Here is a 16,628-nt window from a genome sequence, read left to right as displayed (position 1 = left end):
TAATCTACTGAAACATTCTTACTATTTGTTAACATAGAAAAGCTGCCCAGATCATGTGATGGGCAGCAATTAGTAAGTTATTCGATAAACTCAAATTCAAACTTCATTAATCGGACGGTGTCGCCATCTCTTGCGCCACGTTCTCTTAACGCTTCATCAATGCCCATATAGCGCATCTGTCTTGAGAAACGTCTGACGGACTCGTCGCGAGATAAATCTGTCATTTTAAATAATTTCTCAATTTCAGTACCGGAGATCACAAACGCTCCATCATCAGCACGGGTAATGTGGAATGGCTCTTCTTTTGTTTCGTGACGATACACAACTCGAGCTTCAGAATCAACTTCTTCTTCAATTGGGAACTCAGGTGTAATTTCAACTTTTTCAACGATCGCTAACAACAAGTCACGTAAGCCCTGCTTCGTAATCGCAGAAATTGGAAAGATTTCAACATCATCCTCAAGACGCTCTTTAAACATCTCCAAATGTGTACTTGCATCTGGCATGTCCATTTTATTTGCAACGATAATTTGTGGTCGCTCGAGTAGCCTCAAGTTGTATTGCTTTAACTCTTCATTAATTTTTTGATAATCTTCATAAGGATCACGCCCTTCAAGACCACTCATATCAATGACATGAACAATAACCTTAGTACGCTCAATATGCTTCAAAAACTGGTGACCTAATCCGACACCTTCATGAGCTCCTTCAATTAGACCCGGTAAGTCCGCCATAACAAAACTACGCCCGTCGTCCGTTTCAACAACCCCTAAATTCGGCTTGATCGTCGTAAAATGATAATCAGCAATTTTCGGTTTTGCTGCTGATACAACCGATAATAATGTTGATTTTCCGACGCTTGGAAACCCAACTAAGCCAACATCTGCTAATACTTTCAGTTCTAGCGTCACATAACGCTCAATACCTGGTTCACCATTTTCTGCCATATCAGGAGCTGGGTTCACTGGAGTTGCAAAACGTGAGTTACCACGTCCTCCACGTCCACCTCTTGCAATAACCGCACGTTGCTCGTGACGTACAAGATCTGCAATAACTTCTTTTGTATCATCATCAACAACCGTCGTTCCTGGTGGGACTTTAATGACATAATCATCAGCATTTTTCCCATGTTGGTTTTTCGGTCTACCATTCTCACCACGGGATGCTTTAAAGTGACGTTGATAACGGAAATCCATTAGTGTTCGTAAGCCTTCATCAACTTCGAAAACAACATCGGCTCCTTTCCCACCGTCACCCCCGGCTGGTCCACCATTTGGCACATATTTCTCACGACGATAGGCAACCATTCCATTACCTCCGTCACCGCCTTTAACAAATACTTTTACTTTATCTACAAACATTGTTTTTCACCTCTATTTTTACTCCCTAAAGCTTGATCGTTACTACAACTTCTTCTTGTTCTACATAGGATTCCATAATCGATACTCTCTCATACAACAATGCTTTTGTAGCAAGCCACTCGGTCACTTTCGTTGTATCTGATAGCTCTCCATGAAAATCAAATGTGATTCGATTATTTTCGCTCTCTAATAAATGTAATGTAACAAGTAAATGGTTTGGTGCACTCAACCTACAGCTTTGATCGATGAGTTCAAAAAAATGAAGACACCATTCATATAATCCATCTTCTGCATTCGTTAAATGCCCAACCTCACCAAGAACTTCAAATTCTAATTCAAATGAGTGATCCTCCCAGTTGAAAGTTAAGAATTTACGAGCGAGCTTCGGTACACCGATATTTGTTAATTTACTTTCATGGCGAGTTTGATTAATAATATCGTTAATCACCTCTTCGACACGATCTAAACGATTCAGGGCTAAATTTCCTTTAATTAGTTGAATTTGGTTTAGCCAATCGTGACGGGTATGGCTAAGAAGATCTAAAACATCCCACTTCTCCGACATAAGTGCACTCCTAAATTAAAAGTTACTCCCTATTTTTTATTATAGTGATGTTCAAAAAGAAGGACAAAAAGAACCAAGAAATTGACAGTCATTTTTACCGAACTTTTTGAACACCCTCTTATAGAAAGTTTGCTTGTTATATCTTACCACAAACTAATTCATCGCAGAAATGAAATAACAAACCAACTCGTTACAATTTCAATTAAGTATGACTTCATTCGTTAAACTAGGTAAAGATCCAAACGGAAATGAATATCGATCGACTTTTTTTGAATATTTACTGCTTCACAGGACAAGATAAGTAGCGTGTTAAAAAACACACAAACAATCATGTACATTAAATGGAGGTTTTCTCATGCAAAATCAACAAGTTCAACAAGCTCAACAAGCCGTTCAACAAGCTCAGCAAGCAATTCAGCAAGCTCAAAACAACCCTCAGCAACTTCAGGCTGCTCAACAACAACTTCAAGCGGCTCAACAGCAAGTTCAACAAGCTCAACAACAAGCAACTCCTCAACAGCAACAACAAATTCAACAAGCTCAACAACAGGTTCAACAAGCCACTCAACAGCTTCAACAAGCTCAACAACAAAACAATCAGCAACAGTAATTGATTGGAAAGCAATTGAGGTGATTTCGTCACTTCAATTGCTTTTTTTATAAAACCTTCTCCAGTCATCCCTCACCGTCTAAAACAAACGTAAAAAGACTGTTGACAGAAAAATCATTCCATCATATACTGAAGCTAACTTAAAACCGACTAAAAAGATATGATTTATGAATTATATACTTTTTTCCAATAAGGAGGTACGTTGATATGGCTGGTGTTCATATAGAAAATGTTAGGAAAACATTTACAAATAAAGATGAAAAAAGTTCATTTACGGTCTTCGATGATATTAATCTAACAATTAAACCTGGAGAATTTCTATCACTATTAGGCCCATCAGGATGTGGAAAGTCAACGCTCTTAAACATTATCGCTGGTCTCGATAAAGCTTCAGATGGAATCGTGCGTGTCGGCGACACCGTCGTTGAAGGGCCGGGCCCAGATCGAGGCGTTGTGTTCCAAGAAGCTGCGCTCATGCCATGGCTCACCGTTTTAGAAAACGTTATGTTCGGTTTAAAAAAGAAAATGAGCAAACAAGAGGCGGAAAAGCGAGCACTGGATTATTTAAAGCTCGTTCACTTAAGTAAATTTGTTAAATCTTACCCGCATGAATTGTCAGGGGGAATGAAACAGCGCGTATCGATCGCACGTGCCCTTGCTATGGATCCTGCGATCTTATTAATGGATGAACCATTTGGAGCTTTAGATGAACAAACAAGATCCATGCTTCATAAAGAAGTCCAATACATTTGGGAAGCTACAGGAAAGACCATTATCTTTGTTACCCACAATATCCGCGAATCAATCTTGTTATCGGATCGAATTGTACTTATGGGAACACGTCCTGGGGGAATCATTAATACATTCCCAGTTGATCTCCCACGACCGCGTCAACAAGCAAGCAAGGAGTTTATCGAACTAGAAGAGAAAATAATGAAACAACTTGGAGGAGAAATCGAAAAAGTCATGAGGGAGGAAATGGGAGATGACTACAATAGTCAGAAGGCTACTCTTCTTTACGGCTCTAATCGTAATATGGGAGAGCATATATAGACTGAATTTAATCTATGAATTTCGTTCCGCTACGATGTTTCCATCACCAAGCGGAACATTAGAACAATTATATCTAGGATTCTTTGAATCTGGCATTTTAACTAGTGCCTTATTAACGAGTTTATCACGAATCAGCGTAGGCTTTGTTTTTGCAATTATTATTGGTTCATGTTTAGGTATTTTACTTGCCCGCTCAAAATGGGCAGATGAAACAATTGGATCTCTTGTCATTGCATTACAATCGATTCCAAGTATTGTATGGTTACCAATTATGTTACTCATCTTTGGTGGTGGCGGTAACACAGCAATTATTGCGATTATTATTTTAGGTGGAACATGGGCAATGACATCAAACATGCGTATGGGTATCAAAAACGTCCAGCCGATTCTTATCCGTGCAGCACGAACGATGGGCTACAAGAAAGCGGAGTTAGTTTGGAAAGTCATGATCCCAGCGTCAATCCCCTCTGCATTATCAGGTGCACGGCTCGCATGGGCATTCGGGTGGCGTGCTCTAATGGCAGGGGAATTGCTTGGCACAGGCGGTCTTGGCCGTACATTAATGGATGCTAATGACTTCTTTAATTTTGACCTTGTTATTGCAATTATGGTCATTATTTCTGCCATCGGTTTAATCGTTGAATATCTCATCTTCAATAAAGTTGAAAAACGTGTAATGACTAGATGGGGACTTGCAAATTAATAATAATAATAATAATAAATAATTAAAGGGGAGACTTTACGATGAAAAGATTAGTTTACAGTTTTGTTTTCGTCTTATCAGTTGCCTTCTTGGCAGCTTGTGGTACAGATTCATCATCCGGAGGTGCGCCAGATGAAGTTACAATTGGCTATTTCCCTAACTTAGACCATGCCGCTGGAATAGTCGGTGTTGAAAAGGGATTCTTCCAAGATGAATTAGGCGATGTCACAGCAGAATCAGTACATTTTCCTAATGGAAACGATTTTATTAATGCATTAGATGCCGGTACGATCGATATCGGCTACGTTGGTCCTGGTCCTGCGATTAACTACTATTTACGTGGCGGAGATATAGTTGTCCTTGGAGCCGCAGCCAATGGTGCAACGTTAATTGTATCAGAAAAAGACTCCGGTATTGAAACGCTTGAAGATTTTAATGACATGTCATTTGGAACTCCAGGTAATGGTTGTACTCACAACGTTCAACTAGAAGTCATGCTTCAAGACCTTGGCTTAGAATCAAACCGTGTCGGTGGAACTGTTGAACATATGTCACGTCAAGCACCTGCAAATGCAGTCACATTATTTGAACAAGGACGTATGGACGCTTATGCTGCTCCAGAACCATGGGGAACGTATCTTGTAGAAGAATTAGGTGCTAACGTTGTAGCTGAATGGGATGAAGTATTCCTAGGCGAAACATTACCAAGTGTCGTACTTGTTACATCACAAGCATTTTTAGAAGAAAACCCTGAATTAGTTGACAGTATTCTACAAGCACATAAAACATCTGTAGACTTTGCATTAGAAAATACGGAAGAAACACTAGACATCATCAACCAATCAATTTTTAACCTGACGCAAACAGAATTACCTGAAACCGTGTTAGAAAACGCTTGGGAGCGTATGATGGTAACAACAGAAACTCATCCTGAGGCATTAATCGATTGGGCTGATGCATCATACAAATTAGGCTTTATCGATGATGAACCAAACCTTGATGGTTTTATTGATACATCAAGACTCGATCAAATTGCAAATGAAGAATAACAGTAAAAAGTGCTGCTCACATGAAGAGTAGCACTTTTTTTGTAGTTGACCGACATTCAATATATATCCGGAAGTGGCCAAACACAAAAAGAGGCTTTCCAACAGATGACATGCTAGAAAACCTCTTTTTCTCGTTTATATTGAGCTTAATAGCTCACTAACAGCTTTTTCACCCGAATCAATACAATCTGGAAGCCCTATTCCCTCATAAGGTGCCCCTGCTAAGTAGAGTCCTGGTAGCTTTGAATGAAGTTCAGCTGTTAGATTCTCTATTTTCTTTTTATGTCCAACCACATATTGTGGCATCGCATTTTTCCAACGAGTGATTCGGAAAAACTCTGGCTCTCCTTTTATATCCATAATTTTGTTTAAATCGGAAAGGACTTTTTCGATTATCACATCATCCGACTCGTAAACAATCTCTTCATCACCTGCACGTCCGACATACCCTCGTAATAATGCATATCCTTCTGGCGTCGAATGCTTCCATTTTCGATGAGTCCACGTACAAGCTGTGATCGTATAATCACTTTTTTTCGAGACAACAAACCCTGTTCCCTCAATATCTTGTTGAATCGCATCCTCAGGAAATGCCATGGCTACGGTAGCAACAGATGTTGCTGGAATATCTTCAACATCAGTAACAAAAGAGTATTGATTCAATGCCTTTTTTGTCACATCAAATGGTGTTGTCATAATCACTCGGTCAAAGGATTCGGTTCTTCCATCTGAGTACGTGAGCTCAAATTGCTCACCATTGCGAACAATCGAAGTTACGCTCGTTCCTTTCAGAATAGAATCTTCATCAAGGTGATTCTCAATACTGTCAACCAAGGAGCACAAGCCTCGTTTCAAACCTAAAAACATACCTTTAGGCTTCTCTTGAGTCGGATTTGTACTTTTAGGCTTTTTCGGTGTAGTATTTTTCATTCCTAAAATCAAGCTACGGTGCTTTTGCTCGACTTGATGAAATTGTGGAAATGTCGCCATTAAGCTTAATTTATCAATATCACCAGCATAAATTCCTGATAGTAGTGGTTCAATTAGACGATCGACCACTTCATTCCCTAACCGTTTTCTAAAAAAGCTTCCTAACGATTGATCGACATCTGGCTGAGTCGTTTTTGGCAAGACCAAGTCTCCAGCGGCTCTTAGCTTTCCGACCGGTGAAAACAGTTTCGTCGCCGCAAATGGGGTTAATTGTGTCGGAATTCCCATAATTGCCCCACCAGGCATCGGATACAATTTATCACCATTTAATACATAGGACTTCCCGGTATCGTTATGAACCAACTCATCTTCAAGCCCTACTTCTTTTGCTAACTTTGCTGCACTAGTCTTTCTCGCTAAAAACGAATCTGGCCCTCTCTCAATCACGAATCCATCCGTATAATCTGTTTGCACTTTACCACCAAGCTCATTGCTCGCTTCGATAAGACGGTATTCAATTGAAAGGCCTTTCGCCATGCTTTCTTTTTGTAAATAATAGGCGGCTGTTAGGCCAGTAATTCCGCCACCGATGATCGCTACTCTTTTCACATCATTTCCCACGCCTACTCACGCTCTTTCCCATTAAGTTTGTTAAGAACGATTGTTGCTAAGGCATCAATAAACTCTTCCTTTGCATTGGGCATTTCTGGACGATAATAGTTCACGCCTAACTCATCGGTTACAACTTTACATTCATAGTCGTTATCGTAGAGCACTTCAAGATGATCAGCAACAAATCCTACAGGGCAGTAAATCATCGATTGATACCCTTTTTGTTTATATAAATCCCTTGTCAAATCCTGTACATCAGGGCCAATCCAAGGATCTGGTGTATTTCCTTCACTTTGCCAGCCTATCGTATAATTCTTAATCCCAGCCTCTGCTGCAATCAAGTCAGCTGTTTCTTGAAGCTGTTCAGGATAAGGATCGCCCATTTCGATAATTTTTTCTGGCAAGCTATGTGCTGAAAAAATGACCACTGTAGACTCTTGATCTTCAACGCTTGCCATCGTTTCTTTAATTTGATCTGCCCAATAGCGGATAAACTTCGGTTCACGATACCAGCTTTCAATGCTTGTCATCGTTGGTCCATCGATTTTTTCTGACTCTTCTTTCGCACGTCCATTATAGGACTTGACACTAAACGTCGAAAAATGAGGGGCCAACACGATGCTAACCGCCTCTTCGATTCCATCATCCTTCATTTGTTTTACGGCATCTTCAATAAATGGATCAATATGTTTTAATCCAAGATAAGCTTTAAACTGCACCTCTTCATTAAGCTCGTTTAATCGTTGTTCAAGCTTCTCTGCCTGTTGCTCAGTAATTTTTGATAACGGCGAAATACCACCAATGGCTTCATAACGATTGGTTAAATCCTCCAATGCTTCTTTTGAAGGTTTTCGCCCGCGTCGAATATGTGTATAGTAAGGTTCTATTTCTTCTTGAGTCCGTGGTGTTCCATAAGCCATCACCAGTAGCCCAATTGTTTTCTTCGCCATATAAACACGCTCCAGTTTCTTTAATACTCAGTGGTGATTCTCTATTGCTTGCTTATTTTTTCGTATACTCATGCACAAATGCCGTTAAACGTTTTAACGTTTCAGGCTTCACATCTGGGAAGACGCCATGGCCTAGGTTGAAGATATATCCCGGATGATGCATCCCTTGATCAAGAATTTCTTTTGTACGTTCTTCAATCACTGACCATGGTGCTAATAAGATCGCAGGGTCTAAGTTACCTTGGACAGGTTTCATTACACCTTTGTTACGAGCTTGATTAATCGTCATACGCCAATCAAGTCCAACCACATCTAATGGTAAGTCATTCCACTCATTGACTAAGTGGCTCGCTCCTACTCCAAACATGATTAATGGAACATTTTCACCCTTGAGTTCTGTGAATATTCTCTGCATGACAGGCTTGATAAATGTGCGGTAATCAGCCACATTTAACGTCCCAACCCAAGAATCAAAGATTTGAATGGCTTGTGCTCCTGCTGCTACTTGTGCTTTGACATAGGTAATCGTCATATCAGCTAGCCTGTCCATTAACTTGAACCAAGCTTCTGGTTGAGCATACATAAATGCCTTCGTTTTGTTGTAGTTCTTTGAAGGACCTCCCTCAATCATATAACTCGCTAAGGTAAAGGGTGCCCCACTAAAACTAATTAATGGAACGGTTAACTGTTCTCTAAGTATTTTGATCGTATCTAAAACATATGGGACATCTTCCGTAGGATGAATTTCTCCTAACCTTTCAATGTCTTCAAGTGAACGAATCGGCTTTTCAATCACAGGTCCAATCCCAGACTTAATTTCAACATCTACACCAATCGCAGGGAGCGGTGTCATGATATCTTTATATAAAATTGCAGCATCATTATTATATTGATCAACTGGAAGTTTTGTGACATACGCACATAATTCCGGTTGATGAGTAATTTCAAATAATGAATATTTTTCTTTTAATTTGCGGTATTCTGGTTGGGATCTACCAGCTTGTCTCATGTACCATACTGGGACATGGCTCGTCTCTTCCCCCTTACATGCTTTTAAAAAGTTATCATTGAATAATTGTTTACTCATCGTGACACACCTTTCTGCGATCATCATTTTCCATACTTCTTTCTATTTTAATCGAAACCGACAAAAAAATCATGGTTAGATACTTTCTACTATAATTCTGACATTCACTTATGTATAGATGCTGTCGTAAACTGTCATAAAATTGATAAAAAACAGGCGTGATTTTGTGGATCGAATTTGACATCCCCATTATGAAAGTCTGGCAAATACCACGTATAACCTACAAATGATTCCATATAGAAATCTTGAATGGGAGTAGGCATTAGGGCCCCTCTTGCTGCCATTTGTATATATTTTACAAAAACTGTAAATGATGATATCTATGAATTGAAGTCATTTTTTTACATAAGGGAGTAACTTGTATGGACATTATTAAAAAAAACTACGAACCAAAAGAAATCTTTCTCTGGTCAATAGCTTTACCAGGCTTCGGACAGCTACTCAATCAAAAGTATATCAAGGGTATTGTTTTTATCTTGTTAGAATTTATCATTAATGTCCAAGCAAGGCTGAACGTTAGCATCGTCCACAGCTTTCAAGGAGATATGGATGCTGCCATTCAAGTTTTAGATTACCAATGGGCGATGTTTTACCCCTGTTTATATATTTTCGCCATGTTTGACAGCTATTGTGATGCGTTAAAAATTAATAAGAAACAGATTCCAAAATACTTATCCATTCCTTTTGCGGTCTCTGCCTATATAACAACGCTTGGGGTTGTCTATTCGAATGTTAGTACAACCCCCATTTTTCTAGGTCCGATTTTTTTACCGATCCTATCAATGGTTTTAGGCTTTATGATCGGTGCTCTGATACGCAGAATATTTCTACAGCAATGGAAAGCGACAATACCTTAGGATGTATATGAAGCAAAAGCTGAGGTCAAGCAAGCTAAAGTTACTACTAGCACAGGACTAGCGAGTTCACCTGAATAACTCTCGATCGTTTTACTATTATGGCACTAGATAGCCCATCACTTTGGAAATAACTATTTCGAACGTCTGTTATCCACCGTTTTTGGTTCAGCTGGGCGCTTCTTCTGAATGGAATGTGGGGCACGAATGATCGTATCGAGCCAACCCGGGAAATAATAGGGTGCAAATGGTGAAGCATAATAGCTTCCAAAGCTTCGTAACCCAACAAAATGAATATTAATTAAAATATAAACAATAACAATCCCAAATAAACCGAACATTGCAGCAGCAATCATCATCGCAAACCTTAAAATTCGCAGCGTGATACTTACATTATATGCAGGGATTGCAAACGAAGCGATTGCTGTTAAGGCGACAACGATAACCATAATCGGGCTAACGATACCTGCACGAACGGCCGCATCACCAATAACTAAACCACCGACAATCCCAATCGTTTGTCCAACCGCACGAGGAAGCCGAACCCCTGCTTCACGTAACAGCTCAATCGTGAACTCCATCAGAAAAGCTTCAACAAAACCTGGGAATGGAACCCCCTCACGTGAACCTGCGATCGACAAAGCTAATGTTGTAGGAATCATTCCTTGATGGTACGACACCATTGCAATATAAAGGGCCGGAAGAAACATCGCAATAAAAGCCGCGATATAGCGTAACATTCGCAACAATGAACCAATATGCCAACGGTCATAATTATCTTCTGGAGATTTAAACAATTCATGAAACGTCACTGGCATCATAACCACAAACGGCGTACCATCCATGACAACAACCACTTTACCATTTAAGAGTGCATCAGCTATTTTATCTGGTCGCTCCGTTCGCATCATTTGTGGGAACGGCGACAAGACATTATCTTCAATGTATTGCTCTAATGAGCCCGTTTCCGCTACGTCATCGGTATCAATACAAGCCATTCGATAACGTACCTCATCAATTAACTCTTGATTAGCAATTCCTTTCATATAGAGGAGAGCAAAATCATGTTTCGCACGTCTACCTACCTGACCGAATTGAACAGTTAAATTGGGATCTCTAATACGTCTGCGTAACAAGACAACATTCGTATGCAACACTTCATTAAATCCATCTCGTGGACCACGAACAACAATTTCACTATCTGGCTCTTCAATTGCCCGTTGAGTAAATTGACGCGTATCAAATAGAAAGAACTGTTTGACCCCGTCAATGATCAGTAACGTTTCGCCTGACATCAGCGGTAATATTGCATCATCAAAGGTCGTTTCGACAGACGGCTCGACAAATGTAATTTCATCCTTCATTAAGTGATCGATCATTTTGCTCCGGTCAGACATCGAACGTTCCTCAAGATTCGCTGACATCAATGGCTTAATAATCTTCTTTTCAATTCCGTTATCATCGGCTAGACCATCAATAAAAAATAATGTTGCTTTCACTTTTTTTCCAATATGGAAATCGCGCTGTACGATATCACTACTCTCACCAATAATATTATTAACGGACTTGACCGTTTCCTCAATCTTATCCGATAGCTCTAGGTCATATTCGTCCGATTGACGAACACTATTTTCATTTAGTCTCTTAAGTAGCTTTTTAAACACTGGTTCACCCCCTAATAACGTTTTAACCTAAACGCTCTTTTAACATGTAATGACGAATCTTCACCTTCGCATCAACGGATACTTCAGTATCTTTAAACTCACCGTCTTCTCCGTCCCACTCGTCTTTCACAGTTTTCCAATAATCATAATTTGTTTTTCTGACCTCTTTTAGAAAATCAAATACATCTGCATGAAACTCAGTTTGCATCTTTTCAATCGTTTCTTCGACTTGGCGCCTAATCTCTGCAGCGATTTCATCTTCTAATTGCCTTAATACACCAGGATCACCAACTTCGAGATCATGAATCCAGCTCTCTGTAAATGCACCTTCAACCCTAATTTCAACATCAAATGTATTTTTGTTATTTTCTCGCTTATAATCAATCGTTGATGACATTGAAGTTACTTCATAAACAAATGGCTCAATGTCACTATGCAATACTTGTATAATTGAACTTTCCGCTTCACCTGTAATCCAGTTGTACCCTTTCACATCTTCTTCCCCGAGCCATCCTACTAGACGTTTGTCTGCCCCCGAAACGACAGCAGCTCCGGCGATTTTAAGGTCATCATTATGCTGGGCAACCCTTGGAATAAGAAAACTTTGATCACTAGCAATCAGTTCAGACAGTTCACCAATCGTGAGGGGGGGAAGCATTTGTAACACGGCATCTTCATTATCAGTTATATCGGTAATCGAGGTAGCTCCTAGCTCTTCGAGGGGAAGCTTTATATCAAGCACCTCCTTGCCATCTCCATCTGTCACATACATATACGTTCTTCTCCGCATTTCATGGTCACGAATAAAAAAATCTAGCATGTGTTCAAGCATCTCTGGTTGACGAACGATTTCCTCGTTTATCACAATCGCTTTTAAATGTTCAAAATTTAAGCGCCGGCTTCGTCTTGAAGCAATATGTCTATTCGTTTCAAAGTTCGTTGGTGCTGTTGACGAAATGGTTAAAAACGCGCGACCCGTTCTTGCCCCTTCCTGAGCTTCAATCTTACTCGGAATGGCGACTTGAAATGATGTTTTGACGAATTGGTCATGATCCGTTTTTTTTCCAATCGATCGGCCTTTTTCAGCTTCATATTTCTTTACCATTTCATCCTCATCATCGACAGGATCGATACCTACCGCTAACACAAAGCCAATTTCTTCAATCTCAGTTAAATCCCAACAACCCGTAAGGACGATGCCAATGCTCAACAGAATCACCAAAATTGAATGATTTGTTTTCATATTAAACCCCCTCTGCCCTGTTGATCTTTGCCTTTTTCTTACGATACCAGACGGTTAGATATCCAATGAGCAAACTCAGAACGAATAAACCGAGTCCAAACCAACCAATTACATCCCCAAAGATAAATAAGTCTTCAAGTGAATTAGGGATAAAGGCAGTCAGAAAAACAATAAGTACGATTGTAGCCAATAACCAACGATGGTTCTTATCATGTAGTAAATGTCGTTTAATTGATCGATAGGCTAGCAATTGAGCAAATGTCATTGTATTAAAAATCGTCATAATCCAGATTGTAATCATCGCTGATTCTAAACGTTCAAAGAACGCACCAGGAACTTCAATCTCCTTGACTACTTCGACCGTCGGAAAAACGATCGTTTCAAGTGCATGACTACCAAAGATCGATGCACAAGCAAGAAACACGAGCATATATAACACTGTGACAAACGCAAGGGATATATTTAGTGGCAATGTGCGAATAGCATCAGCTTTTACATACATCATTAAATATAGGACAACTTCTACACCTAAAAACACAAAGATCGTCTCTTTCATCCCTGCTAATACCGGCATAACTCCTTCCGGCAACACCGGTAAAACCCGATCAACCTCCATATTCGGTATATTTGCTAGTAACAGTACCATTAACACGAATACGATAATCGGCAGAAACATTAAACTTAAATGAACAAGTCCTTGAATCCCTTTCGTTACCCCATAAGTGGTCACTAATAAAATCACTGCTACTAACACTTCCGAAGGTGTCTGATCAAGCAAGTACATTTTTACAACGATCGCAAGAATCCGTGCTTGGTATGACAGTAAGGAAATGAAATACAGTGAAAACAAAAGTGCTAATGCGTATGTCAGCCACCTTCCTCCTTGGCTACCAGCAATATAATCAAAAAAGTCTTTCCCAGGAAAACAACGCTGCAAGCGCCCATAGAGAAAAACCAAAATGATCATAACTAAACCTGAACCTGCAATTGATAGCCAGCCATCAACTGTATCTATTTCTACCACTAATGCTCGCGGGAGGGTTAGAATCCCAACACCCATGACCATACTAAAAATCACAATTCCTAATTCATATGGGGCAATGTTGTAGCGATTGTTACTCATGCTAACCCGCCCTTTCTGTATCGGAGCTCAGCCCTCAGGAAGTAAGTTTGTCGTTCAAACGTAACCTCATTTTTTACTACCGTCATTTGCTGTCGGCTGTTCACTTTGACCTACTAATTCCTTCCGCTTCTGCTGATTTTCTGCTCTCATATACGGCAGCTTCACTAATTCGTTTAGTTTTGCATTCAACCACTGCATAAAAAAAATAAACAACGAAGTCCCAAACGCCGTCCAAAAAACGGCACGTTTTGGCAAGAAACCAAAGATATAATCGATGAAATTACTCATTTTTTTCTCCTTTATAAACATTTTTCTAATTTCTCATAGCTTTTCTCACTTCTTCCAAATTATGAGGAAAAAAGATACCTTGCATCGTCATCTACTCGAAACCTACAGATCACTTCTTGCACGCATCCTCTAATCAAAGACGGTAGCGAGTATGGTGCCTTTCCGACATAAAAAACAAGCTGTGTTGAACCAACACAGCCTGTTTTTTAAAAAGAGAATCCAATTTTCACTGAGGCAACATTTGACACCGGACCTTCTCGATCAATTAATGGATTATACGGGGCAACGGCGTAGTCCTGTAAAGAAAATAGATTAATATCACCAACAATGACCTCGCCATTTTGGGCGGTTGCCACTTTCGTCAATCCGTCATCATTGACTTCATAAATATGGTATTGGAGTCGCTCATCGGCTGATGGTGTCCAATTTAATTTCACACCTATTAGTCCTTTCCCTCTAAGTGTTAAGGATGCCTCTAAATCATCAATCGCCACAAAGCGAATTGGTGGTTCCAAATCGTTGACACCCTCCGGCTTCGTAAAAGCAGTGACATGCTCACGCTCTACTTCATTTAGAATATCTTTAAATAATGTTGTTGCATAAGCACTCCCACCTGTTAGGTGTTGTTCATGTGTCGTTGCATCGTACCCCATCCACAACGAACCGACAACGTCAGGGGTGTACCCGACAAACCAAGCATCTCTTGTTGCTCCAGCAACACCTGTATAAGAAGTCGTCCCTGTTTTACCAGCTAACGCATGTGTCGTAGTCCCTACAGCCGCTGTTCCTTCATCAACAACAGACTCTAACATTCTCGTCATATACCATGCCGTTTGTTTTGAAAAGACTTGTTCTTCTTTTTGGTCAGCCGTACCGATCAACTCTTGATTACGATCATAGACCGCTTTGACAAAATGAGGCGAAATGACTCTCCCCTCATTGGCAAATGAGCGGTACATGGTCGTCATCTCAAGCGGAGTCACTCCCTCCTTTAATCCTCCTAGGGCAATCGCCAACCCTTCATCAGGGATGTTTAACCCAAATGTGTCAAAAACACGTTTGGCAGCCGGTACTCCTAATTCATTGAGAAGCCAAACCGCAGGGGCATTCGCTGAGTGTGTAATCGCATCAAACATCGTAACCTCACCTTGGTATTCATTACTCGCATTTCTTGGTGTGTAACCACCGTAATCTTGTAGCTCATCTTTTAGCAGCGAATACGGTTCATACTCCCCCGTTTCTAACGCCGGAGCAAACACGGCTAGTGGCTTTAAAGTTGAGCCTGGTTGTCGCTTAGTATTGACCCGGTTCATTCCTTTTCGTACATAATCACGGCCTCCCTGAACAGCTAAGACTCCACCCGTTTCAGAGTCCATTAATACATAAGAGCCTTGGACATGCTCATCCTGTCCGGGGAAATAAGCGTCATTTTGAAAAAGCTCGAATGATGCCTGCTGCACTTGTTTGTCCATAGGAACGACGATGGTATAACCACCCGTTAAGACCTCTTCATTCGTTAAATGATATTTTTCTTCAATTTCATCTAACACCATGTCTATATACGTTAAGTACGCTTCATTTTCGCTACTTTCATTTCGATCAATGGCCAGCGTCTTCCCCTGTGAACGAATCGCCTCTTCTGGTGTCAAATAACCCTCTCGCTCCATGACATTCAGAACGAGATTACGGCGTTGTTTGCTTCGCTCAGGGTTTGTAATCGGTGAGTAGCTATTAGGTCCTTTTGGTAATCCAGCAAGCAAAGCCCCTTCATGAACGGTTAGCTCACTTACATCTTTATTAAAATAAAGCTTTGATGCGGCTTGGATCCCATATGCACCATGGCCAAAATAGATCCGATTTAGATACATTTCTAAAATCTCGTCTTTACTATATTTTCTTTCTAAATTCATCGCAATTAACACTTCTTTTGTCTTGCGCAACCATGACTTATCATGAGACAAAAACGTATTTTTTGCGAGTTGCTGGGTAATTGTACTTCCTCCTTCAACCTTGGCCCCTGCCAAAATATCACGGTAAAGCGCGCGACCAATAGCACGAACGTCAATGCCTTGATGATCATAAAAGCGAGTATCTTCAATCGCGACAAACGCATCTTTTACAGAACCAGGTATGTCCTGAATCGAAACGAGATCTCGGTTTTCAAGATATAACCTCGTGATGAGTTCGCCCTCTTCATCTACGAGCGTGCTAGCTGAGTTCATGACTAACTTTTTATCATCAATCACATAATTCCCAGCGAAAATGATCGTCATATAACCAATCAGTCCAACAACAAACATGGCGACAATGAGCGCAAGACTGATGAGCAGTCGTTTTTTCGTCATATACTAAACTCCCTTTATTTTCATAAATCGATTTTCTACAAAAATGATTCGTGTGTCGTCAGTTAGCATTAAACATTAAAGAGCGTGTTTAAAAAGTGTTTTGCAATGGCTCCACTCGCTGCACGCCTGCTAGGGATAAACACCCCTTTTTGAACAGACTCTTAAAGAGTCCTCTCATTATATTATAGACA

The 16,628-nt window shown here is 40.3% G+C and carries 15 protein-coding genes; 5 read left to right on the top strand and 10 right to left on the bottom strand.

The features are described 5' to 3' along the window. Positions 1-77 precede the first annotated feature (77 nt). On the bottom strand, positions 78-1,361 hold the full coding sequence (gene obgE / locus KH400_RS02585; RefSeq protein ID WP_217221639.1) for a GTPase ObgE: 1,284 nt from the start codon (positions 1,359-1,361) through the stop codon (positions 78-80). A gap of 25 nt (positions 1,362-1,386) precedes the next feature. Beyond that, positions 1,387-1,926 (bottom strand): Spo0B C-terminal domain-containing protein, encoded by a 540-nt coding sequence (locus KH400_RS02580; RefSeq protein WP_217221638.1) that lies wholly within the window; start codon positions 1,924-1,926, stop codon positions 1,387-1,389. A gap of 355 nt (positions 1,927-2,281) precedes the next feature. Between KH400_RS02580 and KH400_RS02575 the strand changes: the two genes are divergently transcribed. The 4 genes from KH400_RS02575 to KH400_RS02560 all read left to right on the top strand — a co-directional run bounded on the left by KH400_RS02575 (position 2,282) and on the right by KH400_RS02560 (position 5,341). Beyond that, the gene (locus tag KH400_RS02575; protein ID WP_217221637.1) at positions 2,282-2,536 is read left to right on the top strand and encodes a hypothetical protein; all 255 of its coding nucleotides are present in this window, start codon (positions 2,282-2,284) and stop codon (positions 2,534-2,536) included. A gap of 207 nt (positions 2,537-2,743) precedes the next feature. After that, entirely contained in the window at positions 2,744-3,589 is an 846-nt protein-coding gene (locus KH400_RS02570) for an ABC transporter ATP-binding protein (protein WP_217221636.1), read from the top strand. Beyond that, a complete protein-coding gene (locus tag KH400_RS02565; protein ID WP_217221635.1) occupies positions 3,522-4,292 on the top strand; it encodes an ABC transporter permease in 771 nt (256 codons plus the stop codon). The genes KH400_RS02570 and KH400_RS02565 overlap by 68 nt, the downstream gene beginning before the upstream one ends. 41 nt (positions 4,293-4,333) lie before the next feature. Beyond that, the gene (locus KH400_RS02560; protein ID WP_217221634.1) at positions 4,334-5,341 is read left to right on the top strand and encodes an aliphatic sulfonate ABC transporter substrate-binding protein; all 1,008 of its coding nucleotides are present in this window, start codon (positions 4,334-4,336) and stop codon (positions 5,339-5,341) included. A gap of 135 nt (positions 5,342-5,476) precedes the next feature. Here the strand turns inward: KH400_RS02560 and hemY are convergent, their stop codons facing one another. Genes hemY through hemE form a run of 3 tightly spaced genes read right to left on the bottom strand, consistent with a single transcriptional unit; the run spans position 5,477 to position 8,920 of the window. Continuing rightward, positions 5,477-6,892, bottom strand: coding sequence for a protoporphyrinogen oxidase (gene hemY / locus KH400_RS02555; protein ID WP_217221633.1), 1,416 nt, complete (start codon positions 6,890-6,892; stop codon positions 5,477-5,479). Between the two features lie 2 nt (positions 6,893-6,894). Further along, on the bottom strand, positions 6,895-7,833 hold the full coding sequence (gene hemH, locus KH400_RS02550) for a ferrochelatase (protein ID WP_217221632.1): 939 nt from the start codon (positions 7,831-7,833) through the stop codon (positions 6,895-6,897). Between the two features lie 52 nt (positions 7,834-7,885). Next, positions 7,886-8,920, bottom strand: coding sequence for a uroporphyrinogen decarboxylase (gene hemE, locus KH400_RS02545; protein ID WP_217221631.1), 1,035 nt, complete (start codon positions 8,918-8,920; stop codon positions 7,886-7,888). 362 nt (positions 8,921-9,282) lie between these two features. On the opposite strand from hemE, the gene KH400_RS02540 reads away from it, so the two are divergent. Next, positions 9,283-9,777, top strand: a complete 495-nt coding sequence (locus KH400_RS02540; RefSeq protein ID WP_217221630.1) for a hypothetical protein — start codon at positions 9,283-9,285, stop codon at positions 9,775-9,777. Positions 9,778-9,908: 131 nt separating this feature from the next. On the opposite strand, the gene KH400_RS02535 is transcribed toward KH400_RS02540, so the two are convergent. The 5 genes from KH400_RS02535 to KH400_RS02515 all read right to left on the bottom strand — a co-directional run bounded on the left by KH400_RS02535 (position 9,909) and on the right by KH400_RS02515 (position 16,437). Then, positions 9,909-11,438, bottom strand: a complete 1,530-nt coding sequence (locus tag KH400_RS02535; protein WP_217221629.1) for a spore germination protein — start codon at positions 11,436-11,438, stop codon at positions 9,909-9,911. A 22-nt stretch (positions 11,439-11,460) separates the two neighbouring features. Further along, the gene (locus KH400_RS02530; RefSeq protein WP_217221628.1) at positions 11,461-12,681 is read right to left on the bottom strand and encodes a Ger(x)C family spore germination protein; all 1,221 of its coding nucleotides are present in this window, start codon (positions 12,679-12,681) and stop codon (positions 11,461-11,463) included. A gap of 1 nt (position 12,682) precedes the next feature. Further along, positions 12,683-13,804, bottom strand: coding sequence for a GerAB/ArcD/ProY family transporter (locus KH400_RS02525; RefSeq protein WP_217221627.1), 1,122 nt, complete (start codon positions 13,802-13,804; stop codon positions 12,683-12,685). Positions 13,805-13,870: 66 nt separating this feature from the next. Next, entirely contained in the window at positions 13,871-14,092 is a 222-nt protein-coding gene (locus tag KH400_RS02520) for a hypothetical protein (RefSeq protein WP_217221626.1), read from the bottom strand. 206 nt (positions 14,093-14,298) lie between these two features. Then, complete coding sequence (locus tag KH400_RS02515) at positions 14,299-16,437, bottom strand: transglycosylase domain-containing protein (RefSeq protein ID WP_217221625.1); 2,139 nt, start codon at positions 16,435-16,437, stop codon at positions 14,299-14,301. Between the last annotated feature and the right edge of the window lie 191 nt (positions 16,438-16,628).

Source organism: Desertibacillus haloalkaliphilus (genome assembly GCF_019039105.1).
Taxonomy (GTDB): Bacteria; Bacillota; Bacilli; order Bacillales; family KJ1-10-99; genus Desertibacillus; species Desertibacillus haloalkaliphilus.
The sequence above is the reverse complement of the archived record's forward strand: the minus strand, read 5'-3'. Positions and strand labels throughout refer to the sequence as shown.

Bases quoted from the DNA above. Each gene is read 5' to 3' on its own strand.
- KH400_RS02575 (WP_217221637.1), top strand. From the start codon at position 2,282: ATGCAAAATCAACAAGTTCAACAAGCTCAACAAGCCGTTCAACAAGCT.
- KH400_RS02520 (WP_217221626.1), bottom strand. From the start codon at position 14,092: ATGAGTAATTTCATCGATTATATCTTTGGTTTCTTGCCAAAACGTGCC.
- hemE (WP_217221631.1), bottom strand. From the start codon at position 8,920: ATGAGTAAACAATTATTCAATGATAACTTTTTAAAAGCATGTAAGGGG.
- hemH (WP_217221632.1), bottom strand. From the start codon at position 7,833: ATGGCGAAGAAAACAATTGGGCTACTGGTGATGGCTTATGGAACACCA.
- KH400_RS02540 (WP_217221630.1), top strand. From the start codon at position 9,283: ATGGACATTATTAAAAAAAACTACGAACCAAAAGAAATCTTTCTCTGG.
- obgE (WP_217221639.1), bottom strand. From the start codon at position 1,361: ATGTTTGTAGATAAAGTAAAAGTATTTGTTAAAGGCGGTGACGGAGGT.
- KH400_RS02560 (WP_217221634.1), top strand. From the start codon at position 4,334: ATGAAAAGATTAGTTTACAGTTTTGTTTTCGTCTTATCAGTTGCCTTC.
- KH400_RS02580 (WP_217221638.1), bottom strand. From the start codon at position 1,926: ATGTCGGAGAAGTGGGATGTTTTAGATCTTCTTAGCCATACCCGTCAC.
- KH400_RS02570 (WP_217221636.1), top strand. From the start codon at position 2,744: ATGGCTGGTGTTCATATAGAAAATGTTAGGAAAACATTTACAAATAAA.
- KH400_RS02530 (WP_217221628.1), bottom strand. From the start codon at position 12,681: ATGAAAACAAATCATTCAATTTTGGTGATTCTGTTGAGCATTGGCATC.
- KH400_RS02515 (WP_217221625.1), bottom strand. From the start codon at position 16,437: ATGACGAAAAAACGACTGCTCATCAGTCTTGCGCTCATTGTCGCCATG.
- KH400_RS02525 (WP_217221627.1), bottom strand. From the start codon at position 13,804: ATGAGTAACAATCGCTACAACATTGCCCCATATGAATTAGGAATTGTG.
- KH400_RS02565 (WP_217221635.1), top strand. From the start codon at position 3,522: ATGACTACAATAGTCAGAAGGCTACTCTTCTTTACGGCTCTAATCGTA.